Here is a 20,314-nt window from a genome sequence, read left to right on the forward strand (position 1 = left end):
AACCGAACAAGCGCGCCTTAAATTGGCCAAGGCCTATCCAAAGCCAACGGCCAAAGAGTCATAATCCCTGTGCAGAGGTACTAGTTCGACTTCCGACTTCCGAGCGATGCCGCCCCAGTTCGCTTGGGCTCGTCTGCCGACCTCAGCGTAGACACCACCGACAGGCTTCATGAAGTCAATCACCGTTCGCGATTGTTGATGTAAACATGGGCCTGTCTTTCGGAGAGGATAAGCCAATCTTGGTAAGCGGCAGGATCAGGCGCAAGTGCTTCGGTCGTCCGCGCCATGGCATTTTTCGCTTCGTGGAAATTCGTGTACCACCCGGCACCCACCGCAGCCGACATGCCTGCACCGAGTGCCGATGCCTCGTTCGAGAGGCTGCGATGGACAGGAAGCCCTGTCGCATCTGAAACCATCTTTCGCCACAGCAGACTCGAAGCACCACCGCCGATCACGAAGATGCGCGCGGCCGCAAGCCCCTTGGCCCTCATCTGCTGCAAGCTCCTTGCAAATTCGAGCGTGATCGCCTCGAGTGATGCGCGATAGAGATGACCCATTCCATGATCCGGCCCGAAGCCCGTGAAACTCGCCCGCGCATTTTCATCCCAGTAGGGATCCATACATCCCATCAGGTACGGGCAAACCATTAGCCCGTCAGAGCCGACGGGCAGGCGCATAGCCTCCGCCTCCAGTCGTTGGAAAACCGCCGCATCCGCGCGTCCACCAGCGAAATTATCGAGCAGCCAATTCACGAAAAAAGCACCGCCGCGCTGTACGCTCTCCAAGATATAACCGTCGCCGGTAGGCGATACCAGCGTCCGCCAATGCCCGCTCAATTCCGGCGTCGCCGACCAGACGCCACCCACAACCGCCGTTCCGAGATTGAGATAGACCGTTCCCGGTTCGATCGCGCCGACGCCAAGGGCGGCGCAGTGACCATCTCCGCCGGCGGCAAAGATCGGCGTGCCCGGTCTCAACCCGGTCTCTGCAGCGGCTTCCTGCGAGACGGCGCCGATTTGGGAGGCCGGCGGATTGAGCGATGGAAACTTGGCCTCATCGATCATCAGATGATCGAGTATTTTCGTCGACCAGGTTTTGCTGACGATATCGAAAATGCCGAACGGATCGGCGCTGGTCCATGTCGCCTGAGGCGCGCCGCACAGGCGCATCGTCAGATAGTCATGTACGGACAGAATATGAGTGGCCTTATCAAGCAGATCTGGTTGGTGAGTACGCATCCAGCGCAGGCGATAGACGCAGGGAAGGACATCGACCGGCTTGCCTGATATGGCATGTAAAGTCTCTGCGCCCAGTTCGTTTGCAAGGATTGCAGGCATGTCCCGAGCGCGCCGGTCGAGCCAGACCGTGGCGGGAGCCAACGGACGCCCCTGGTCGTCCAGCAGCGCCATTGTCTCGCGCTGATTAGAAATCGCCACGCCATCGATGCGGTCCGGTGCGATAGTATCGGTCACGGCCTTCAACGCAGTGATAGCCGCGCTCCACCACTCGTTTGGATCCTGTTCGGCGCGATAGGCGTCGGGGCTTGACAGCGTGTGCGGCGAACGACCCTCGAAACAGGGCTGCCCGTCTTTCGACCAGGCAATAGCTTTCACCGATTGCGTCGATGAATCGATCCCAATGACATACCGTTCCTCTGACTGCATGAAAGCGGCTCCTCTCCGAAAAAGCGATCCGCCTCGGGACGAGCCGGTGCGACGCAGTTGGGTTCCCCTCCACATGCAGCGGCTGTCCGGCCCCCGCTTGTGATGGTCAAACCGCCAGCAAGGCCTCTCCCGTGGCCATGTCGGTGACGAAGTGCGTCGAGTAGCCACCTTCAAGCGTCGCACTAATGGCCTCGATCTTGCCGCTTCCACCCGCTACGCAAATCCTGTTGGGCGTCTGGATCAGCTCTTCCAGCGCGATTCCAACCATTCGCTCGTCGTGATCCCCGCCCACGGCACGACCATGCGCGTCAATGAAGCGACCGATGATGACCGCGACGGCGCCATTTTCGACATAAGCGTCGATTTCAGCCTGACTTGCGATCCCGGACGCACGGACGGTGCTATTCGGGCCGACATCGCCGACGCCGAACAGGATGCGATTAGTCGAGTGTATGAGATCGAACTGTTTCTTCAACACCGGTTCGTCTAGCAGCATCGCCCTGAGTTCCCTGGTCGACAAAATAGCTGGGGCAAGAAGGTTTACGCAACGCGCGCCGATCCGGCTCGACAGGAGCGAGGTGCACAATTCGGGCGAAAAATCCGGTTCGCCCGTCGAACTTCCCGAGACCTGGACCACGGTAAGATTTGGGACCGGTTCCGGAAGGGAAATCTGGTCCGCGACCGAAAGCACGGTGCGTCCCCAAGCCACCCCGATCACGTCTCCCGTCGCCACCTGTTCGGCCAGAACCCGTGCTCCGGCATTTCCCAACCTGCGCACGAGATCGCGATCTCCGGTCGAGGGGATGACCAGCGCGCCTTGAAGGCCGAATTTTTCCATCAGGCCACGCGCGATCCGGGTGCGGCCGCTCGCATGCGTGTTAATGCGGATCGACACGATGCCACGTTCCCGCGCCTCCTGCAGATAGTTGACGATGGTTGCGCGCGAGACATTCAGCGTCGTGGCGACTTCGCCCTGGGTCATCTCGTCGGCGTAGTAGAGCCAAGCCGCCCAAGTGACGGCGTCGTCGAATTCCGTGGGCAGGGTGACACCTGCGTCCTGCATCTTTTTCCTCGAATTTTCTTGTTGTTCGATCCCATCAGGCGGCATCGGATGGCAAATGTCAACATGCTCTGTCATGTGTATTGACAAGTGTCACACCGTGGTGTCATTTGCCAACATCTGAAAAAACGGACTTCGGGAATGGAAACGGCAAGGAACCAGGGCAGCGTGGCAAACGCTCCCGAGGGCGGTTGGAACGCCCTTATCGATGACGTGGTGGGAGGACGCTGGGTCAATCCGGAGTCCGGAAAGCGTGCTGTCGCGCCCTATGAGTCGATTGTCATTGCGGAAAGTCTGGAAGGGCGCGAAGCCGAACTGGTAGCAGACCTCGCGCTCGGCGGGAGCCACACCGTGGTTGCCGATCATGCGACCTGGGAGGCAATGGGCGCACGTGTCGCGGGTGCACTCGAAAAGCTCGGTCCAGTCAAAACCATCCTCCTCGATCATCCGCATGCCGACATGGCCAATGTGGCGCAGTTGACCGAAAAGCTGAACGGTGCCGAGGGCGTAGTCGCGGTCGGGTCGGGCACGATCAACGACTTGGTCAAATATGTTACCGGCCTCGACAACCGCCGCTATTGCATCTTCGGCACCGCCGCCTCGATGAACGGTTATACGTCAACGACGGCGTCTATCACGCTAGCAAGCGGGCTCAAGGTCTCGCTACCGTCGCATGCGCCGGCTGGTTTTTTCGTCGATCTTGGCGTCGCGGCATCCGCGCCGACCTATCTGTCCGCTGCGGGCTTTGCCGACTGCCTTGTTCGTTCGGTGGCGCAGGTCGACTGGTGGCTCTCGCACCGCTTGTTCGGAACAGTCTATTCAAACCTTCCCTATGTTATCCAGGAGCGGGACGAGATCGAGCTCAACCGGCGCGCCGAAGGCATCGGCAGCGGCGATGTCGCAGCTAATGGCTATCTCTATCGCGTGCTGACGCTCTGCGGACTTGGTGTGTCGTTTACCGGGATGTCCAACCACGGCTCGATGGGCGAGCATCAGATTTCGCATTACATCGATTGTTTCGCCGGAGCCGAGCATCCCGGCACCCTGCACGGCCAGCAGGTGGGCGTCGGGGTACTGACCATGGCCCGGCTGCAGCGCCAATTCCTGGAAAACGCCACGCCACCGGTGATGAAGGCAACCAGGATCGACGTCGGCGATATGGCGCGTCGCATGGGTGCTGACATTGCAAGACAATGTTATACTGAGATTCAGCCCAAGATTTTCAGCGACAGGGCAATTGGCGCGCTCAACGACAAGATCGCCGATCTCTGGCCGGTCCTGCGCGAGGAATTGAAGGCCTTCGTCATCCCAGTCGATGAAATGACCCGGCTACTGACGGCGGCGGGTGGGCCGACGACGGCCAGGGAACTCGGTGTGCCGCCCCACTTCTATCGCGAGGCGGTTATCCATTGCCGCGAGATGCGCAATCGCTACTCCTTCCTCGACATTGCCGCCGATGCCGGCATTCTTGAGGATTTTGTTGGCGGGGAGGTTTGAGGCCATGCGCTCGATCTCCGAAATGCCAGTCGAGGATGCAGGCAGGATTAGCACTCTGTTTGCGGATATTGACGACACACTGACCAATGACGGCCGGCTGCCGGCCTGCGCCTATGAAGCGCTGGAGCGGCTTCAGGCTGCGGGGGTTGCCGTCGCGCCGATCACCGGCCGTCCGGCCGGCTGGTGCGACATGATCGCCCGGATGTGGCCGGTTTCCGGTGTCGTCGGCGAGAATGGCGCCTTCTATTTCTCCTATCATCAGGACAGCCGGCGGATGCGCCGGGTCTTTGCGATCAATGACGACCAGCGCGCCAGTGATCGCAAAAAACTTGAAGCGGTACGGGCGCGCATTCTGGCCGAAGTGCCGGGTACGGCGATCTCTGCCGATCAGCCCTATCGCGAGGCTGATCTTGCCATCGATTTCTGCGAGGACGTCCCCCCGCTGTCCGCCAGCGAGGTGGAGCGCATCAAACGGATCTTCGAGGAGGAGGGCGCGGTCGCCAAGGTTTCGTCGATCCACGTCAATGGCTGGTACGGCGCCTATGACAAGCTGACCATGACGCGGCGGTTTGCCGCCGATGTGCTGGGGTTGGATATCGACGGCCACAAGGACAAAGTCGTGTTCGTCGGTGACAGCCCCAATGACGCGCCGATGTTCCATTTTTTCCCCAATGCCTGCGGCGTTGCCAATGTGTTGCGATTTCGCGGGCGGATCGACTCGGAGCCCGCCTATGTGACGTTGCATGAGGGTGGGCATGGATTTGTCGAAGTCGCCAACCGCATTCTCGATGCGCGCAAGGGGAGGGTTGCGGCATGACGGCTCCCCTCTACGATCTCGCAATCGTTGGCGGCGGCATCAATGGCGCGGGCATTGCCCGCGATGCGGCCGGTCGCGGCCTGAGCGTCTTTCTCTGCGAGAAATCGGATCTCGGCTCGGCGACCTCCTCGGCCTCGACCAAGCTTATTCACGGTGGGCTGCGCTATCTGGAACATTACAAGTTCAAGCTGGTGCGCCATGCGCTGAGCGAGCGGGAAGTGTTGTGGCGGATCGCGCCGCATATCATCTGGCCGCTGCGCTTCGTGCTGCCGCATCGCAAGGGCCTTCGGCCAGCCTGGCTGCTGCGGCTTGGCCTGTTCCTCTACGATCACCTCGGCGGACGACAAAAACTGCCGGGCACGAAAACGCTGCGATTGTCGCGCCATCCGGCCGGTGCATCCCTGCGGGATGTCTCCTCGGTTGGGTTCGAATATTCCGACTGCTGGGTGCAGGACAATCGCCTGGTGGTGCTCAATGCTCGCGATGCCGAAACCTATGGCGCCGACATCCGCACGCGTACCCGCTGCATCCGGGCTCTGCGGGAAAAAGGGCTCTGGCATGTGAGTGTCGAGGACGTGGAAACGGGCGTGGTCGAGACCATCCGTGCGCGGGCGCTCGTCAATGCCGCCGGTCCGTGGGTGGATCAGGTTCTGGCAACAGCGATTGGCCGAAACGCGGCCGGATCTATCCGGCTCGTCAAGGGCTCGCATATCGTCGTGCCTTTCCTTTATGACCATGACCGCTGCTACATCTTCCAGAATCCCGACGGGCGTATTTTCTTCGCCATCCCCTATGAGGAAGACTTCACGCTAATTGGGACGACGGACGTCGACTACAAGGGCGAACCGGAAGAAGTCCGCATATCGGATGACGAGGTCGATTATCTCTGCAAGGCAGCGTCCTCTTATTTCAAGCGCGCTGTGACGCCGGCCGATGTCGTCTGGACCTATTCCGGTGTCCGTCCCCTTTATGACGACCGTGCTGCCACTGCGCAGGAGACGACGCGCGACTATGTGCTGAAAGTCGATGGCGCCGATAATGAAGCTCCGCTTCTGAGCGTCTTCGGCGGCAAGATCACCACCTATCGCTGCCTTGCCGAGGATGCGTTGCGCGTGCTGGCGGGACGTTTCCCGCAATGGACGTACAAGGCGGGATGGACCGGGCGACAGCGTTTGCCAGGCGGTGATTTTCCGGCGGACGGGGCGGACCGGCTCGCACAGGACCTGAGCCTCGAATACACCTTTCTCGACAAGCGCGCCGCCCGCCGCCTTGTCAGGCATTACGGGATCGAAGCCAGAGATATTCTCGCCGGTTCGCGGGTCAGGGCCGATCTGGGCCGCACCTTCGGTCCCGATCTAACCGAGGCGGAAGTCCGTTTCCTGATGCAGCGCGAATTTGCGCGGACCGCAGAGGACGCGGTTTTTCGCCGGACCAAGGCCGGCATCCGCATGCGCAAGGACCAGATCGCCGAACTGGACGTATGGATGGCCGAGGAGCGCTCCGCACGCAAGGCGGACCGCAAGGGGATTGCTGTGGCGCGATAGGACGCGCCGCTGGCCGAACGAAGGACATGAGCCGGGTTGTGCCGGAGAGGACGAGAAACAGGTTCGAGGCCCGAACCCGCAGAGGAGCGGGTACAGGCCAGGAGAAGGCCGAAGCGCCGGTTTGAGGCGCATAGGCCGGCATCCGCCCTTGGGAGGAGCACGGAATGTCCGTCACACAGGTGAGGCGTTTAGCGATTTCAGATTCGCCCTGGCCGTGGCTGTTGCCGCTCGTCAGCCTGCTGGTCGTGTTCACCATCTACCCGTTGATCTACAATATCTGGCTGAGCTTCCATGAATTCGTGCCGAAACAGCGCGCGTTGAAATTCGTCGGTATGGCGAATTGGATTCAGCTTTGGAACGACACGCGTTTCTGGAGCGCGCTTGGCGTCACCTTCCTCTATTTCTTCATCGCGCTGGTGTTCGAAATCATCCTCGGCATGGCGATCGCGATGCTGCTCGATGCCGAACTGCCGGGCTTCGGCGTGCTGCGCGCTACCCTGTCGATGACGTTGGTCATCCCGCCTGCCATCGCCGGAATGATGTTCCTGCTGATGGAGGATCCGCAATTCGGGCTCTTGCCCTATCTGCTAAACACGATGGGCCTTCTCGACAAGTCAACGCCTATTCTCGCGACCTCATCCTTGGCCTTGGCCGGTGTGCTCGTTGCGGAAATCTGGCAGTGGACGCCCTTCATGGTGCTCATCTTCATGGCTGGCCTTCGCTCGCTGCCGGCCGAGCCCTATGAAGCAGCGATGATCGATGGCGCCTCGTCCTTCCAGATGTTCCGCCGGCTGACGCTGCCGATGATGTCGAAGGTGATCGCAGTCGCGGTGCTGCTGCGCGGCATCGATCTCTTCCGGGTGTTCGACTACGTCTTCGTCATGACCTCGGGCGGCCCGGGAACGGCCACCTATACTGTCAGCCTTTATGCCTGGCAACAGACGTTCTCGTTCCTGAAATGGGGTTATGGCGCGACGCTGAGCCTCGTCAGCCTGGCAATGGTGATGATCATGGCCAACGTCTTCATCAAAGTCTTCAAGGTGAGGTGGTAACATGCACCAGAGCGCTGGCACCCGAACATTGCGCACGATCACCGGCTGGCTCGTCGTTGGAGCCTTCTTCTTCCCAATCTACTTCTGGACGTCGGTCGCCTTTCGCAACGCCAAGGACATTTTCAACTGGCCGCCGAAATTTTTCGTCTTCGAACCGACGCTCAAGAATTTCGAGCAGGTGTTTGGCATTTCGCTCGGCTTCGGTTTCGGCAGGCAGGAAACGGTCAATCCCGGCGGCGGCAATTTCTACATGGCGCCCCGACTTTGGGATTCGATCGTTGTCGCCTCGATGTCGACCGTCCTTGCCATCGTCGTCGCCACCCTGGCCGCCTACTCGCTGTCGCGCATGAATTTTCGCGGACGCCACGAGTTCGTTAACTGGGTGTTGTCAACCCGCATGATGCCGCCGGTCGCCGTCGCCATCCCGATGTTCTTCATCTTCAAGCAGTTCAGCCTGCTCGATACGTATATCGGCGTTATCCTGATCCACGGCCTGATGAACCTGCCGCTGGCGGTGCTGCTCTTGAAGAGCTTCTTCGACGATATTCCGTCCGAGATCGACGAGAGCGCACTGCTCGACGGCGCGTCGCGTTGGACGATTTTCCGGCGCATCGTCCTGCCGATGGCCAAGGGCGGCATCGCGGCGACAGCGGTTCTCTGCTTCATCTTCAGCTGGACGGAATTCCTGTTCGTGCTGACGCTGACGCAGACCGGCCTGAAGACCGTGCCGGTAGTGTCGTCGACCTTCGTGACATCGATCGGAACGGCCTGGGGCAATATGGCGGCGCTGGGTGCAGCGGCCATCGTGCCAGCCTTTATCGTGATCCTGCTGGTCCAGCGCCATCTGGTGCGCGGCCTGACGATGGGGTCGCTGAAACAGTAATTCGGCGCGCAGGGCGCTTGAATATTCGGCCGGCAATTCTGTCGTCCGTTTAAAAGTGGAGGAGAAGAGGATGAAGGACAGTATCAGAAAGAACTATCTCGCGTCGATCACGGACAGGTTCATCAAAGGTCAAATGGGCCGCCGCGACTTCCTGATGGCCGCCGGAAAGCTGGGCCTGGGTGCAGGTGCGCTCGGCATGGGAATGGGACGCGGGCCGTTCGGGGGGCTCTCGCAGGCCAATGCACAGGAAGCGCTGCAGCCGTCGCCGGAAGTGATCAAGTGGCTGCAGGACGTCGGCAAGCCTTTTGCCGGCACCACGCTCAAACTCGCTACGGAATCGACGCCACCGTCAAACGCCATCAACTCGCAGCTGAAGAAGTACTTCGAGGAAGCGACCGGCATCAAGGTCGAGATCGAGGTTCTTCCGCTGGAGCAGGTTCTGCAGAAGCTGACACTCGACGTGGCCTCATCGCTCGGCACCTACGACCTCTACTATATCGACCAGAGCTGGGCGGCCTCCTTCAGCCAGGACGTTTTCGATCCGCGCGAGCAGATCGAGGCCAAGCCCGATCTGGCCATGCCGAACTACAACATCGATGATTTCCTGCCGGCGCTGGTCGACGGCATCGCCAAATACAAAGACCGCTGGGTCGGCGTCCCCTACGATATCCCGATCTTCATCATGATCTATCGCAAGGATATCTACGAGAAGCTAGGCCTCAAGGCGCCGGCGACACTTGAAGAGCTGTACACCAACTCCAAGACCATCACCGACGAAATGGGCCCGAACGTCTACGGCACCAGCGGCCAGATGAAATCCGGCCATTACAGCCTGGAATGCGACTGGACGGCGTGGCTCTGGGGCCATGGTGGCTCGATCTTCGGACCGGACGGCAAGTTCACCGGTAACGACGAAAAGGGCGTCGCGGCGCTGGACTACTGGACGAAGCTCAAGGCAACGATGCCTCCTGGCGTCGATGGCTGGACCTGGGACGGCCAGGGCCAGTCGGTGGCACAGGGTGTTGCGGCGTCCATGCTATCGTGGGGCGAGTTCTTCCCCTATTTCGACGACCCGACCCAGACCAAGGTTTCGGGCCTCTGCGAAGTTGCGGTACCGCCGCAGCCGATCGCGCTCCGCACCGTCAAGGAAACCGGTTACGGCGAAATCCCCGGCGTCGGCCATCAGGGCGGGTCGTCGCTTGCCGTGTCAAAATACTCCAAGAGTCCGGATGCGGCGTGGGTGTTCATGCAGTGGGCGACCTGCGCCGACACGCAGGCCCTGGTCACCACGCTCGGTGGCGGCACGGGTCCGACCCGCGCCAGCGTCTATGACGATCCGCGCGTGCTCGGCAACGCCCGCGTCGGTGCCGGTACGACCCGGCACCTGCCGGTCGTGCGCGAGACAATCGCCAAGTATATGGGCTCCGAGCCGGATCTGCCGGAATGGGCTCAGCTTTCCACCGATACGATCCCCGTCGGCCTCGGCAAGTATTTCGCCGGCAGCTACGGCTCGCCGAAGGAGGCCCTCGACGACATCGCTGCGCAGGTTGGCAAAGTGATGAAGGGTTGATTGGACGGGCGGCGGTTTCCGCTGCCGTCAACGAACCGGTTCCCGAGTTGCGATGTCCTCTGGCCCTCGCCAGTGGCAACGCTTCTCGGGGATCGACTACCCAGAACAGTGCGGAAGGCTGAAACATGGCGGACAAGCCGCTGATTGCAATTACAGGCGCGAGCTCTGGCATCGGCGAGGCGACGGCGCGGGCTTTTTCGGCAGCCGGTCACCCGGTGCTGCTGATGGCGCGCCGTCTCGACCGGCTGCAGGCGCTCGGACTGCCGAACGCCGTGCTGAAACAGGTCGATGTGCGTGATCGCGCCGCACTGGCTGCAGCCGTTGCCGATGCCGAAGCGCAATTCGGACCGGTGGATATGATGTTCGCCAATGCCGGCCTCGCCCGTCTCGGCGACATCGCCAAGCAGCCACCCGAAGAGTGGGACGAGATGATCGACATCAACACCAAGGGCGTGATGAATTCCGTCCATGCGGTGATGAAAGGCATGATCGCACATCGCCACGGCACCCTGATGATGATGAGTTCGATTGCAGGCCGCAAGTCCTATCCGGACCACACGGTCTATTGCGGCACCAAGTATTTCGTCCATGCGGTCTCGGAAAGCCTCCGCGAATATCTGGCGCCGCACGATGTGCGCGTCATCGTCCTGTCGCCCGGCATTATTGACACGGAAGTGCTGGATCATGTGAAGGACGAGAATACGCTGGCCAGCTACAAGGCCAACAAGGAGGCGATCGGCGGCGGCATTTCCGCCGATATCGTCGCGGAGCTGATCCTCAATGCCTACAATCTTCCGCAGAAGGCGATCGTGCAGGAAATCGTCATCACCCCGACCCGGCAGAGATACTGACACTACATCCGGCGATCCGGCTGTAGTGAACAATGAAAATTGAAAGACGCGTGGAGAAGAAGTTCATGGCAACCGTAGAGTATCAGCGCATCGGCAAATCTTTCAGTGCCTTCAATATCATGCGGGATATCTCGTTTTTGATCGAGGATCACCAGTTCGTCGTTCTGCTCGGGCCGTCCGGCTGTGGGAAGACCACCCTGTTGCGCATGACCGCAGGCCTGGAGAGCGTCACCTATGGGGATCTGCTGATCTCCGGCCGCCGCGTCAACGATGTGCATCCGCGCGACCGCGACATCGCCATGGTGTTCCAGAACTATGCGCTCTATCCGACCATGAAGGTCTACGAGAACATTGCGTTTAGCCTGGAAGTGGCAAAACGGCCGCCGACCGAAATCAAGAGGCGTGTCGAACACGCCGCAGAGATCCTCAATCTCACGCCCTATCTGCAGCGGTATCCGAAGGAGCTTTCGGGCGGCCAGCGCCAGCGTGTCGCCATGGGGCGGGCGATGGTGCGCGAAGCGGCGGTGTTCCTGTTCGACGAGCCGCTTTCCAACCTCGACGCCAAGCTGCGTGCGCATATGCGCACCGAAATCCGCCAGCTTCACAACAGGCTGAAGACGACCACGATCTATGTGACCCATGACCAGATAGAGGCCATGACCATGGCCGACAAAATCGTCGTGATGCGGGCCGGCAAGATCGAGCAGATCGGCACGCCGGACGATGTCTACGACAGGCCCGCGAGCAAGTATGTCGCCGACTTCATCGGCTCGTCAGCGATCAACTTCCTGACCGGCGTCGTCGTCGCCGATCAGGGTGCGCTGGCTGCCGAAACCAAGGCGGGCCTCATTCGGCTCGCACCATCCGTAAAGGTGTTTACCGGCCAGCGGGTTATCTGCGGCGTCCGTCCGACCGATGTCACGGTCGATCCGCAGGGATCCATTGTCGCGCGCTCGCTGCTGATCGAGCGCATGGGGCATGAGGCGCAACTCTGCTGCGAGGGTCCGGAAGGTCAGTTCCTGGCGATCGTCGACAAGTCGGCCCATTTCGACACGCATGCGGATGTCCGTTTTTCGATCGCGCCCGAAAAGGTGCATGTCTTCGACGCCGCCACGGAAAACCGGGTCTGACACTGAACCCATTGGATATTCGGTTTTTGCAACCCGGTTCGCGAGGATGCGGGAAGAGAGGAAATAGTGATGAAATCGAGATGGAACGACAGCGAGCTTGGATCCGTGGTCGAGGCTTATGTCGGAAAGGGCGTAAACCGCGATCTGGCGATTCGGACCTATACGACGCGCCTGCTCGGGCAAGACCCGGAACTGGTGCTGCACGGCGGCGGCAATACGTCGGTTAAGGCGGCGTTTACCGATCGGGACGGCGCCTCGGTCGATGTGCTTTGCGTCAAGGGCAGCGGCTGGGATATGGGCACGATCGAGCCACAGGGCTTGCCGGCCGTTCGGCTAGAGCCCCTGAAGGCCATGGTCGGTTTCGACGAATTGAGCGATGACGAGATGGTGATGCTGCAGCGGCGGCTCCTGATGGACCCGAACGCACCGAACCCGTCCGTCGAAGCCATCCTGCATGCATTGCTCCCTTTCAAGCATATCGACCACACCCATGCCAATGCGATCGTCTCCCTGACGAACCAGCCGCATGGCGAAGACCTCATCCGCGACCTGTTCCCCAAGTCGATCATCGTTCCCTATGTCATGCCTGGCTTCCTCTTGGCCAAGGCGTGCGATGCGGCCTTCCGCGCCAATCCCCGGGGCGATGGCATGATCCTTCTCAAGCATGGTATTTTCACTTGGTCTGACGATCCACGCGCAGCCTATGAGGACATGATCGACAAGATCGACCAGGCTGAACGGAGGTTGGCAAAAGGCCGGCCCAGGCCCTTTACGCCCGTCGAACTGCCCGTGGAGATGGCCACGGTGGCGGAGATCGCGCCGATCCTGCGCGGTGCCATCGCCATCGACACCGGCGTCGAGGGAGCACCCAAGCGTCTCATCCTCGAACACCGGACCAGTGAAAAGGTGCTCGACTTTTGCAACGCCGAGACGGTGGCGGGCCTCGTCAAACGCGGCAATGCGACACCCGAACACGTCATCCATATCAAGCGCTTCGGCATCGCCTTGCCTGCGCCTATCTCGGGGCTTCTGAGCGAATGGGCGGAGGTGGTCCGTGACGCGGTCGCGGTCTACCAAGCGGAGTACCGCGCCTATTTCGAGCGCAACAATGCCCGTGTCGGCGGCGGAAAGACGATGCTCGATCCGATGCCGCGCGTCTTCTATGTCGCCGGGATCGGCCTGTTTGCAGCTGGCGCCACGCGCAAGAACGCGCTTGTCGGCGCCGATGTGGCCGAAGCAACGATTGACGTGATTACCAAGGCCGAGGGTATCGAATCGTTCGAGGCTTTACCCGAAGCCGATCTTTTCGATATTGAATACTGGTCGCTGGAGCAGGTCAAACTGACCAAGCAGGTGGAAAAGCCCCTGACCCGGCAGGTGGCGGTGGTAACCGGTTCCGCTGGCGGGCTTGGTCTGGCCATCGCCGAAGCGCTTCGTTCCGAGGGCGCCGAGGTTGCGCTGATCGACATTGCCGAAGACGCCGTGGCACGCCAGGCCAAGCGGCTGGGCGGGCTCGGCGTCGCCTGCGACGTTACCGATCCCGCCGCAGTGGACGCCGCCATCGCCGAAGTGGCAGGCTATTTTGGCGGGGTGGACATCCTGATCTCCAATGCCGGCGCGGCGTTTCAGGGCCGGCTGCTCGATGTGCCGGAGGATACCTTCCGGAAGGCATTCGAACTGAATTTCTGGGCCCATCATTATATGGCTCGTGCCGCCGTGCAGGTGATGGAAAAGCAGAAGACCGGTGGCGCGATCGTCTTCAATGTGTCGAAACAGGCCGTGAATCCCGGGGCGGATTTCGGCCCCTACGGCACGTCGAAGGCGGCGCTGATGGCGCTGATGCGTCAATACGCGATCGAGCACGGCGCATCCGGCATCACGTCGAATGCAGTCAACGCCGACAGGATCCGTACCGGATTGATGACAGACGAGATGGTCAGCGAGAGAAGCCGCGCGCGCGGCCTGACACCGGAGGCCTATATGCGTGGCAACCTCGTCGGCCGCGAGGTAACGGGTTCCGACGTTGCGGCTGCCTTCGTGCATCTCGCCAAGGCTCGGGCCAGCACCGGCGCCGTGATCACGGTGGACGGCGGCAATGTCGCAGCGATGATGCGCTAGCGGCTGCGCCTCCTAATTGAAACGACATGAGGAGGTCATCTTGGCAAAAATCGTCGTACTCGGTGCCGGTGTGATGGGTACAGCCCTATGCGTCCCCGCTGCCGAGAACAACCACACGGTGCTGCTCGTCGGTACGCCGCTCGACAGCGACATCGTGACTGCCATGCGGCAACCGGGCGGGGTTCATCCCAAACTTGACTACGCGCTATCTGACAACGTGGAGGCGATCCCTTTCGACGGGCTACGGTCTCACCACCTCAGCGACGCCGATTTCATTATTGTCGGAGTGAGCAGCCCCGGGATCGCCTGGGTGACCGACATCCTCAACCGGCTTATGACAGCACCCCGTCCGGTGGCCTTAGTGACAAAGGGGCTCGACCCGGCAGGTTCTACCGTGTCGACCTATGCCCAAACGCTTCCGTTCCGTATTCCCATGATGAGCGCCTTCATCGGCATCGGCGGACCGTGTATCGCCCGCGAACTTGCCAACCGTCTGCCGACCGCCAGCATTTACGCCTGTCAGGATATTTCGACCGCCGAACGGTTCGCGGCGATCATGGAAACGGACTATTACCGTTTGGCGGTGACAGCCGACGTCACGGGCGTCGAAGCCTGCGCCGCACTCAAGAATTTCTTTGCGATCGGTGTCAGCGCCATGCAGACGCGATATCCCGATCAAAAACGTGCGGACGGTCAGTCCAAAAACCCCACGGCTGCAGCCTTCACCCAGGCCAGTTTGGAAATGGCAAGGCTTTGCGAGAGACTGGGCGGCCATGCCGCGACAGCATTCGGGCTTGCCGGCCTCGGCGATCTGCATGTCACGGTCGGCGGAGGGCGCAACAGCCGCCTCGGCCATGGGCTCGGAACCGGCCGCAGCGTCCTTGATGTCTTGTCCAGCGACTTGTTTGGCGAAACGGTCGAAGGCGTGGATACTGCGCGGGTTCTGGCGACAATGGCGCTGGAGAAACCCAGCATCGACGGCGAAGCGAGCCCTTATTTCCCGCTTGCGTCTGCCATTATGGATGCCGTTCTTCAGCAGAAACCCTTCTCGTTGGATTTTTCATGCCTCGTTGTTCAGTAGCCACCGGCTCAAATCGACAAGGGAGAGGGGTTTTCCCGGAAGACAACCGAAGCGCGCGACAATAAAGTCGTCGCTGTTATAGCGTCAGGCGCGCAGCCCCGGTGCCTGCACGCGGCCGCTTTCCACCTCTAGCCGGATAATGTCCGTTCCAAAGTACTGACGCCAAGTTCCTCAGACGTCTTTGCCAGCGCATTGGCAAATTTGGAGCAGCCCCCGGTCTCGTTCTTTGGGGTGAGGAGGCGACAATCCTTTCCCGGACATGTGCCAGCGCGGGCTCCGACCTGATGCACCCATCGCGGTCAAGCGCTTCGTAGGGAATTCCATCAGCAGCAAGCGCCTTCACATCTTTTGCCGAGGCGTCGAGCTGTTGCTTGGTCCGGAAGAGCTGCTGAGTTCCCTGCGTTCTCCCATCGTATTCGATGCCCGTCTCTGCACGAAGGCTTGCGAGCGAAACGCGGCTGTAATCGGCAAGGCGCAACATCCGGCTTTTGTTGATCGCGTACCGTTCCGAATTGCAGTTGGCGAGCATCCTAGTCAGCCAGGACAGCATGGCCGTGTCTAGTTTCGGGCGAAGGATGAGAGGAGCATGCTTCATGAACAGCCACTTCATCGCCTTTAACGGTATGCCAGGGGCAGCCCAAGGGGAACAGTAGCCGAAGGAAATTTCACCGGCGTTGGCGAAGCTCGTCTCAAGCGCTGGCCCCTTTTGTCTGTCGATGACGATCACCTCGTGTCCCGCCTTTGCCAACTGGTAGGCGGATGTCACACCGACGATCCCGGCGCCCAGAACTGCCACTTTCATTTGAGACTGAGGTTGCTGGAGGGCTCACCCCATGCGTTCGGAGGCATAGGATCCGGGCGATGCCGGGAAGACCACCGCCTTGCTTCCGTTGATGAAAACGCGACCATGGATGTGAGCGTGGATCGCACGGGCGAGAACCTGGCTCTCAACATCGCGGCCAAGGCTCACGTAGTCTTCGGCACTTTGTGCGTGCGTGACCCGCACAATGTCCTGCTCGATAATCGGACCCTCGTCCAGGTCCGCTGTCACATAATGTGAAGTCGCGCCGATGAGCTTCACCCCGCGCTCGTAGGCTTGCTTGTAGGGATTTGCGCCCTTGAAGCTCGGCAGGAAGGAGTGATGGATGTTGATGATCCGCCCCGACATCTGTCGGCACATTTCATCTGAAAGCACCTGCATATAGCGGGCGAGAATAATGAGCTCAGCTCCGGATTCTTGCACGATGCGCATTTGCGCCGCCTCGGCCTCGGGCTTGTTTTCTTTTGTGACCTTGATGCAATGGAATGGGATGTCGTGGTTAACGACTACGCGCTGGTATTCCATATGGTTCGAGATAACCCCTACGATATCGATCGGAAGCGCTCCGATGCGCCATCTGTAGAGGAGATCGTTCAGGCAGTGGCCGAAGCGTGACACCATGAGGATCACCTTCTTTCTGACCGATTCGTCGAAGAACTCGGCGGTTGCCCCGAAGTTGCTGGCGATAGGATCGAAGCCCTGCTGAAGCTGATCGAGTGTCCGCGTCTCGTCGGGCTGAAAGCTCACGCGCATGAAATAGCGTCCGGTATCGCCATCGTCGAACTGTGCGCTATCAGAGATGTTGCATCCGCTTTCGGACAAGTAAGTCGCTATGGCAGCAGTGACACCCCGGATCGCGGGGCATGCGACGCGAAGCGCGAAGCGCTGTTTTGTGTCGGTCATTGGAAAGATCCTAGGTTTCTTGCTCAAGCCACTCGCTGACGACGAAAGGCGGTCAGCGTATTCGACAACAGGCAGGCGATGGTCATGGGGCCGACACCGCCGGGAACTGGCGTGATCGCACCGGCATGTCCGGCCTCTGCAAAGGCAACGTCGCCAACGATCCGCGACTTGCCATCCTCCTCAATCCTATTGATGCCGACGTCGATGACGACGGCGCCAGGCTTGATCCAGTCGCCGCGGACGAGACTGGGTCGTCCGGCTGCTGCGACGAGGACATCGGCCGAGCGGCAAATATCCGCGATGTTCTTGGTGTGCGAATGAACGATCGTCACTGTACAATTCGCGCTCAGCAACATCTGCGCCATCGGCTTGCCGACGATGTTCGATTTGCCGATGACGACTGCGTGGAGGCCAGCAAGGTCTGTGCCGAGCGCATCCTTGATAAGCATCATGCATCCGAGCGGCGTGCAGGGAGCAAGAGCGGGCTGTCCGGTCGCCAGCCGGCCTGCGTTCGAAACGTGGAAACCATCTACATCCTTGTCCGGATTGATCGCCTGGATGATAGCGTTTGGATCGAGATGTTTGGGCAACGGCAGCTGGACGAGGATTCCGTGGACTTCCGCAGCGACATTGAGGCGAGCGACAAGACGCATCAGCTCTTCCTGCGAAGTCTCTTCCGGCAACCGGTGCTCGAATGATTTCATTCCGACAGCCACTGTCTGGCGCTGCTTCGCAGCAACGTAAACAGCGCTTGCCGGATCAGATCCGACAAGCACGACGGCCAATCCAGGGATAGCCTCCGTTTGGCCCTTAAGGGCCGCGACATCGCTCTTGATTGTTTCCAGCAGGTTTGAGGCAAACTGTTTGCCATCGATGGTCGCAGCGCTGGTAAATCTATCCATTCCCATGTCGTATGCTCCAATGGATGAGGGCTCGGGTACTCATGAGCGGATGTAAAAAGCCATGCCGCACGAAGCGGTAGCGCGAGCGGCATGCTTGGGGGCCGGTGGAGTTACGTCAGCGCCCGTAAACCGGGAAGTTGCTGGTTAGTGCTGCGACCTTGGCTTTTGCACTTTCGACCACGTCATCTGCCTTGCCGACGGCTTCGGCATCGATGAGGTCTGCAATCACGTTGCCGAGTATGCGGAATTCCTCCTCTTTAAGCCCGCGCGTCGTCGCTGCCGATGTACCAAGGCGCATGCCGACCCACTCCGGAGGACGGGGGCTGTCGCCAGGGATAGGGTTTTTGTTGGATGTGATGTTCGCTCGGGCGAGTACGACCTCGACCTGCTTACCGATCAGCCCCTTGTTGGAGAGATCGAGAAGAACGATGTGCGTATCGGTCCCTCCAGACACGATGCGGATGCCGCGATCAGCAAGTGTTCCCGCCAGAACTTTGGCATTTGACGTCACCTGACGTGCATAAACCTTGAAATCGTCGCGCAAAGCTTCACCCAGGCAGATCGCTTTTGCTGCTAGGACATTGCTGTGCAAGGAGCCCTGAACGCCTGGGAAAACCGCTGCCTGCAGTTTCTTATACCAGTCCTCGTTATTCGTGAGGATCAGGCCACCGCGCGGACCGCGAAGGGTCTTGGTCGTCGTGCAAGTCACGATATCGGCATAGGGGAAAGGCGACGGGTGGACGCCCGCGGCAACCAGGCCTGCGATATGCGCCATGTCAACCATGAAATAGGCGCCAACCTTTTTGGCAATCTTCGACATGCGCTCGAAATTGAGTTCGCGCGGATAGGCCGAACCACCTGTGATGAGCAGCTTGGGGCGCACTTCTTCTGCGATCCGCGCCATCTCATCGAGATCAATGACCTCATTCTGCTGATTTACGCCATAGTTGCTGGCGTCGAACCAGCGGCCGGAGAGATTACCCTTCATACCGTGCGAGAGGTGACCGCCGGCAGCGAGGTCCAGCGAAAGAACCTTATCGCCGGGCTTCAGAAGCAGGAAGAACACGGCAAGATTGGCTTGGGTGCCCGAGTGCGGCTGAACGTTTGCGTAACCGCAGTTGAAAAGCTCCTTCGCGCGATCGATCGCAGCCTGCTCGACGACGTCTACGAACTCTCCGCCACCGTGGAAACGGTTGCCCGGATAGCCTTCGAGAGTCTTGTTCGTCATTTCGTGGCCTAGCGCGTCGAGGACGGCGCGGCTCACGATATTCTCGGATGCGATCAACTCGATCTGGTTTTGCTGCCGTGCGCGTTCTGCAGCAAGTGCATTCGCCACGAGAGGGTCGCGCTCCTCGACGTGAGTTGAAAAAAACGCCTTCGGCGAGTTGGCCATCGCTAGTCTCCACAGTCAGGATTTCCTGCTGCCGAACGTTAGTTTGAGCGATGATCCAGAAAAAGTTAATAATATTTGCATATATCTTCAGGGATGCTAATGATTGATCGTTAGGATCGAGGAGGACCAAGTGGACATCGGTCGCCTGCGCGCGTTGCGCGAATTGTCGATCCGCAAGACCATGGCGGCGGTGGCGGAAGCGCTCTACGTCTCCCCATCTGCGGTGTCACAACAGATTGCGCTTCTGGAAGACGAAGTGGGAATCAAGCTGATCGAGCGGCGCGGTCGTGGCGTCGTCATGACGGCCGCGGGCCAACAACTCGTGGAGCGAGCGGAGCGGATACTTCAGGAGATCGAATCGGCGCGTGCGGAAATCGCTGAATTGAAAACCGTAGTGTCCGGCGAAGTTCGCGTGGCGGCCTTCCCGTCGGTCGCTGCGGCTCTCATTCCAAGGGTCGTACACCGTCTGGTAGACATGCATCCGCGTTTGACAGTTCAGTTCGACGAAATGGAGCCGGCCGAGAGCGTCGCCGCGCTTCGAAGCTGGCAGACGGATGTGGCAATCATCGATGACCTCAACATCCCGACAGGCGCGCTGGACCCGAACATCGAAACCATTTTTCTGTTGGAAGACGTCTTCAACGTAATGGTATCGAAGCATCACCAGCTTTCGGAGCGCCCAACCGTCAACTTCAAGGAGCTCAAGAACGAAAGGTGGGCAATCGATACTGCCTCCGAAACCTACACACGAATGCTCGCCGATGCCTGTCAGGCAGCCGGCTTCAAACCAAACATCGTCGCACGCTGCAAGGGTTTCGAGGTCACGATTGCCATGATCCGACAGGGGTATGGCATTTCGATACTTCCTGGGCTTCGGGCCAGTCACGACCTCGAAGACGTATGGGTATGCAAAGTCGTTCCGGAAATCCGGCGCAAGATTTTCCTAGCGTTCCGAAAGGGAGAGAAACGAAGCCCGGCGTTGCAGATCTTCATAGACGAGATAACGCGCAAGCCGATTCTGTCATAAGC

The 20,314-nt window shown here is 60.0% G+C and carries 16 protein-coding genes and 1 pseudogene; 11 read left to right on the forward strand and 6 right to left on the reverse strand.

Annotated elements, in window-relative coordinates; genetic code table 11:
• Positions 1-179: 179 nt before the first annotated feature.
• Together NKH19_RS28990 and NKH19_RS28995 are read right to left on the reverse strand one after the other, a co-directional pair.
• Complete coding sequence (locus tag NKH19_RS28990; protein WP_352869764.1) at positions 180-1,664, reverse strand: xylulokinase; 1,485 nt, start codon at positions 1,662-1,664, stop codon at positions 180-182.
• Between the two features lie 106 nt (positions 1,665-1,770).
• The gene (locus NKH19_RS28995) at positions 1,771-2,727 is read right to left on the reverse strand and encodes a sugar-binding transcriptional regulator (protein WP_352869762.1); all 957 of its coding nucleotides are present in this window, start codon (positions 2,725-2,727) and stop codon (positions 1,771-1,773) included.
• 138 nt (positions 2,728-2,865) lie between these two features.
• On the opposite strand from NKH19_RS28995, the gene NKH19_RS29000 reads away from it, so the two are divergent.
• The 10 genes from NKH19_RS29000 (at position 2,866) to NKH19_RS29045 (ending at position 15,267) form a co-directional block, all read left to right on the forward strand.
• The gene (locus NKH19_RS29000) at positions 2,866-4,221 is read left to right on the forward strand and encodes a sn-glycerol-1-phosphate dehydrogenase (RefSeq protein ID WP_352869760.1); all 1,356 of its coding nucleotides are present in this window, start codon (positions 2,866-2,868) and stop codon (positions 4,219-4,221) included.
• A 4-nt stretch (positions 4,222-4,225) separates the two neighbouring features.
• The gene (locus NKH19_RS29005; protein ID WP_352869758.1) at positions 4,226-5,038 is read left to right on the forward strand and encodes an HAD-IIB family hydrolase; all 813 of its coding nucleotides are present in this window, start codon (positions 4,226-4,228) and stop codon (positions 5,036-5,038) included.
• Entirely contained in the window at positions 5,035-6,582 is a 1,548-nt protein-coding gene (glpD, locus tag NKH19_RS29010) for a glycerol-3-phosphate dehydrogenase (RefSeq protein ID WP_352869756.1), read from the forward strand. Before NKH19_RS29005 ends, glpD begins: the two co-directional genes overlap by 4 nt.
• A 164-nt stretch (positions 6,583-6,746) precedes the next feature.
• On the forward strand, positions 6,747-7,634 hold the full coding sequence (locus NKH19_RS29015) for a carbohydrate ABC transporter permease (protein ID WP_352869754.1): 888 nt from the start codon (positions 6,747-6,749) through the stop codon (positions 7,632-7,634).
• A gap of 1 nt (position 7,635) precedes the next feature.
• Positions 7,636-8,517, forward strand: coding sequence for a carbohydrate ABC transporter permease (locus NKH19_RS29020; protein ID WP_352869752.1), 882 nt, complete (start codon positions 7,636-7,638; stop codon positions 8,515-8,517).
• Between the two features lie 70 nt (positions 8,518-8,587).
• Positions 8,588-10,087: an ABC transporter substrate-binding protein gene (locus NKH19_RS29025; protein ID WP_352869750.1), complete on the forward strand. Its 1,500-nt coding sequence runs from the start codon at positions 8,588-8,590 to the stop codon at positions 10,085-10,087.
• 125 nt (positions 10,088-10,212) lie between these two features.
• Positions 10,213-10,938 (forward strand): SDR family oxidoreductase, encoded by a 726-nt coding sequence (locus NKH19_RS29030; RefSeq protein WP_352869748.1) that lies wholly within the window; start codon positions 10,213-10,215, stop codon positions 10,936-10,938.
• A 65-nt stretch (positions 10,939-11,003) separates the two neighbouring features.
• Positions 11,004-12,068, forward strand: coding sequence for an ABC transporter ATP-binding protein (locus NKH19_RS29035; protein WP_352869746.1), 1,065 nt, complete (start codon positions 11,004-11,006; stop codon positions 12,066-12,068).
• 69 nt (positions 12,069-12,137) lie between these two features.
• Positions 12,138-14,186 carry a bifunctional aldolase/short-chain dehydrogenase gene (locus NKH19_RS29040; RefSeq protein WP_352869744.1) on the forward strand — a complete coding sequence of 683 codons (2,049 nt, stop codon included), beginning with the start codon at positions 12,138-12,140 and terminating at the stop codon, positions 14,184-14,186.
• 40 nt (positions 14,187-14,226) lie between these two features.
• On the forward strand, positions 14,227-15,267 hold the full coding sequence (locus NKH19_RS29045) for an NAD(P)H-dependent glycerol-3-phosphate dehydrogenase (RefSeq protein ID WP_352869742.1): 1,041 nt from the start codon (positions 14,227-14,229) through the stop codon (positions 15,265-15,267).
• Positions 15,268-15,372: 105 nt separating this feature from the next.
• On the opposite strand, the pseudogene NKH19_RS29050 reads toward NKH19_RS29045, so the two are convergent.
• From NKH19_RS29050 to NKH19_RS29065, 4 genes and pseudogenes are all read right to left on the reverse strand, one after another.
• Positions 15,373-16,069: pseudogene (locus NKH19_RS29050) on the reverse strand (FAD-dependent oxidoreductase); the annotation flags it as partial.
• Between the two features lie 24 nt (positions 16,070-16,093).
• Positions 16,094-16,990: a formyltetrahydrofolate deformylase gene (gene purU / locus NKH19_RS29055; protein WP_352869740.1), complete on the reverse strand. Its 897-nt coding sequence runs from the start codon at positions 16,988-16,990 to the stop codon at positions 16,094-16,096.
• A 23-nt stretch (positions 16,991-17,013) separates the two neighbouring features.
• Positions 17,014-17,898, reverse strand: coding sequence for a bifunctional methylenetetrahydrofolate dehydrogenase/methenyltetrahydrofolate cyclohydrolase FolD (gene folD, locus NKH19_RS29060; protein ID WP_352869738.1), 885 nt, complete (start codon positions 17,896-17,898; stop codon positions 17,014-17,016).
• Between the two features lie 109 nt (positions 17,899-18,007).
• A complete protein-coding gene (locus NKH19_RS29065) occupies positions 18,008-19,285 on the reverse strand; it encodes a 2-methylserine hydroxymethyltransferase (RefSeq protein WP_352869736.1) in 1,278 nt (425 codons plus the stop codon).
• Between the two features lie 130 nt (positions 19,286-19,415).
• Here NKH19_RS29065 and NKH19_RS29070 point away from each other — a divergent pair, with 130 nt between their 5' ends.
• Entirely contained in the window at positions 19,416-20,312 is an 897-nt protein-coding gene (locus NKH19_RS29070; protein ID WP_352869734.1) for a LysR family transcriptional regulator, read from the forward strand.
• Positions 20,313-20,314 lie beyond the last annotated feature (2 nt).

This window comes from Mesorhizobium sp. M1338 (assembly GCF_040318045.1).
In the GTDB taxonomy this organism is placed as follows: domain Bacteria; phylum Pseudomonadota; class Alphaproteobacteria; order Rhizobiales; family Rhizobiaceae; genus Mesorhizobium.

Bases quoted from the DNA above. Each gene is read 5' to 3' on its own strand.
- NKH19_RS28990 (WP_352869764.1), bottom strand. From the start codon at position 1,664: ATGCAGTCAGAGGAACGGTATGTCATTGGGATCGATTCATCGACGCAA.
- NKH19_RS28995 (WP_352869762.1), bottom strand. From the start codon at position 2,727: ATGCAGGACGCAGGTGTCACCCTGCCCACGGAATTCGACGACGCCGTC.
- NKH19_RS29000 (WP_352869760.1), top strand. From the start codon at position 2,866: ATGGAAACGGCAAGGAACCAGGGCAGCGTGGCAAACGCTCCCGAGGGC.
- NKH19_RS29005 (WP_352869758.1), top strand. From the start codon at position 4,226: ATGCGCTCGATCTCCGAAATGCCAGTCGAGGATGCAGGCAGGATTAGC.
- glpD (WP_352869756.1), top strand. From the start codon at position 5,035: ATGACGGCTCCCCTCTACGATCTCGCAATCGTTGGCGGCGGCATCAAT.
- NKH19_RS29015 (WP_352869754.1), top strand. From the start codon at position 6,747: ATGTCCGTCACACAGGTGAGGCGTTTAGCGATTTCAGATTCGCCCTGG.
- NKH19_RS29020 (WP_352869752.1), top strand. From the start codon at position 7,636: ATGCACCAGAGCGCTGGCACCCGAACATTGCGCACGATCACCGGCTGG.
- NKH19_RS29025 (WP_352869750.1), top strand. From the start codon at position 8,588: ATGAAGGACAGTATCAGAAAGAACTATCTCGCGTCGATCACGGACAGG.
- NKH19_RS29030 (WP_352869748.1), top strand. From the start codon at position 10,213: ATGGCGGACAAGCCGCTGATTGCAATTACAGGCGCGAGCTCTGGCATC.
- NKH19_RS29035 (WP_352869746.1), top strand. From the start codon at position 11,004: ATGGCAACCGTAGAGTATCAGCGCATCGGCAAATCTTTCAGTGCCTTC.
- NKH19_RS29040 (WP_352869744.1), top strand. From the start codon at position 12,138: ATGAAATCGAGATGGAACGACAGCGAGCTTGGATCCGTGGTCGAGGCT.
- purU (WP_352869740.1), bottom strand. From the start codon at position 16,990: ATGACCGACACAAAACAGCGCTTCGCGCTTCGCGTCGCATGCCCCGCG.
- folD (WP_352869738.1), bottom strand. From the start codon at position 17,898: ATGGGAATGGATAGATTTACCAGCGCTGCGACCATCGATGGCAAACAG.
- NKH19_RS29065 (WP_352869736.1), bottom strand. From the start codon at position 19,285: ATGGCCAACTCGCCGAAGGCGTTTTTTTCAACTCACGTCGAGGAGCGC.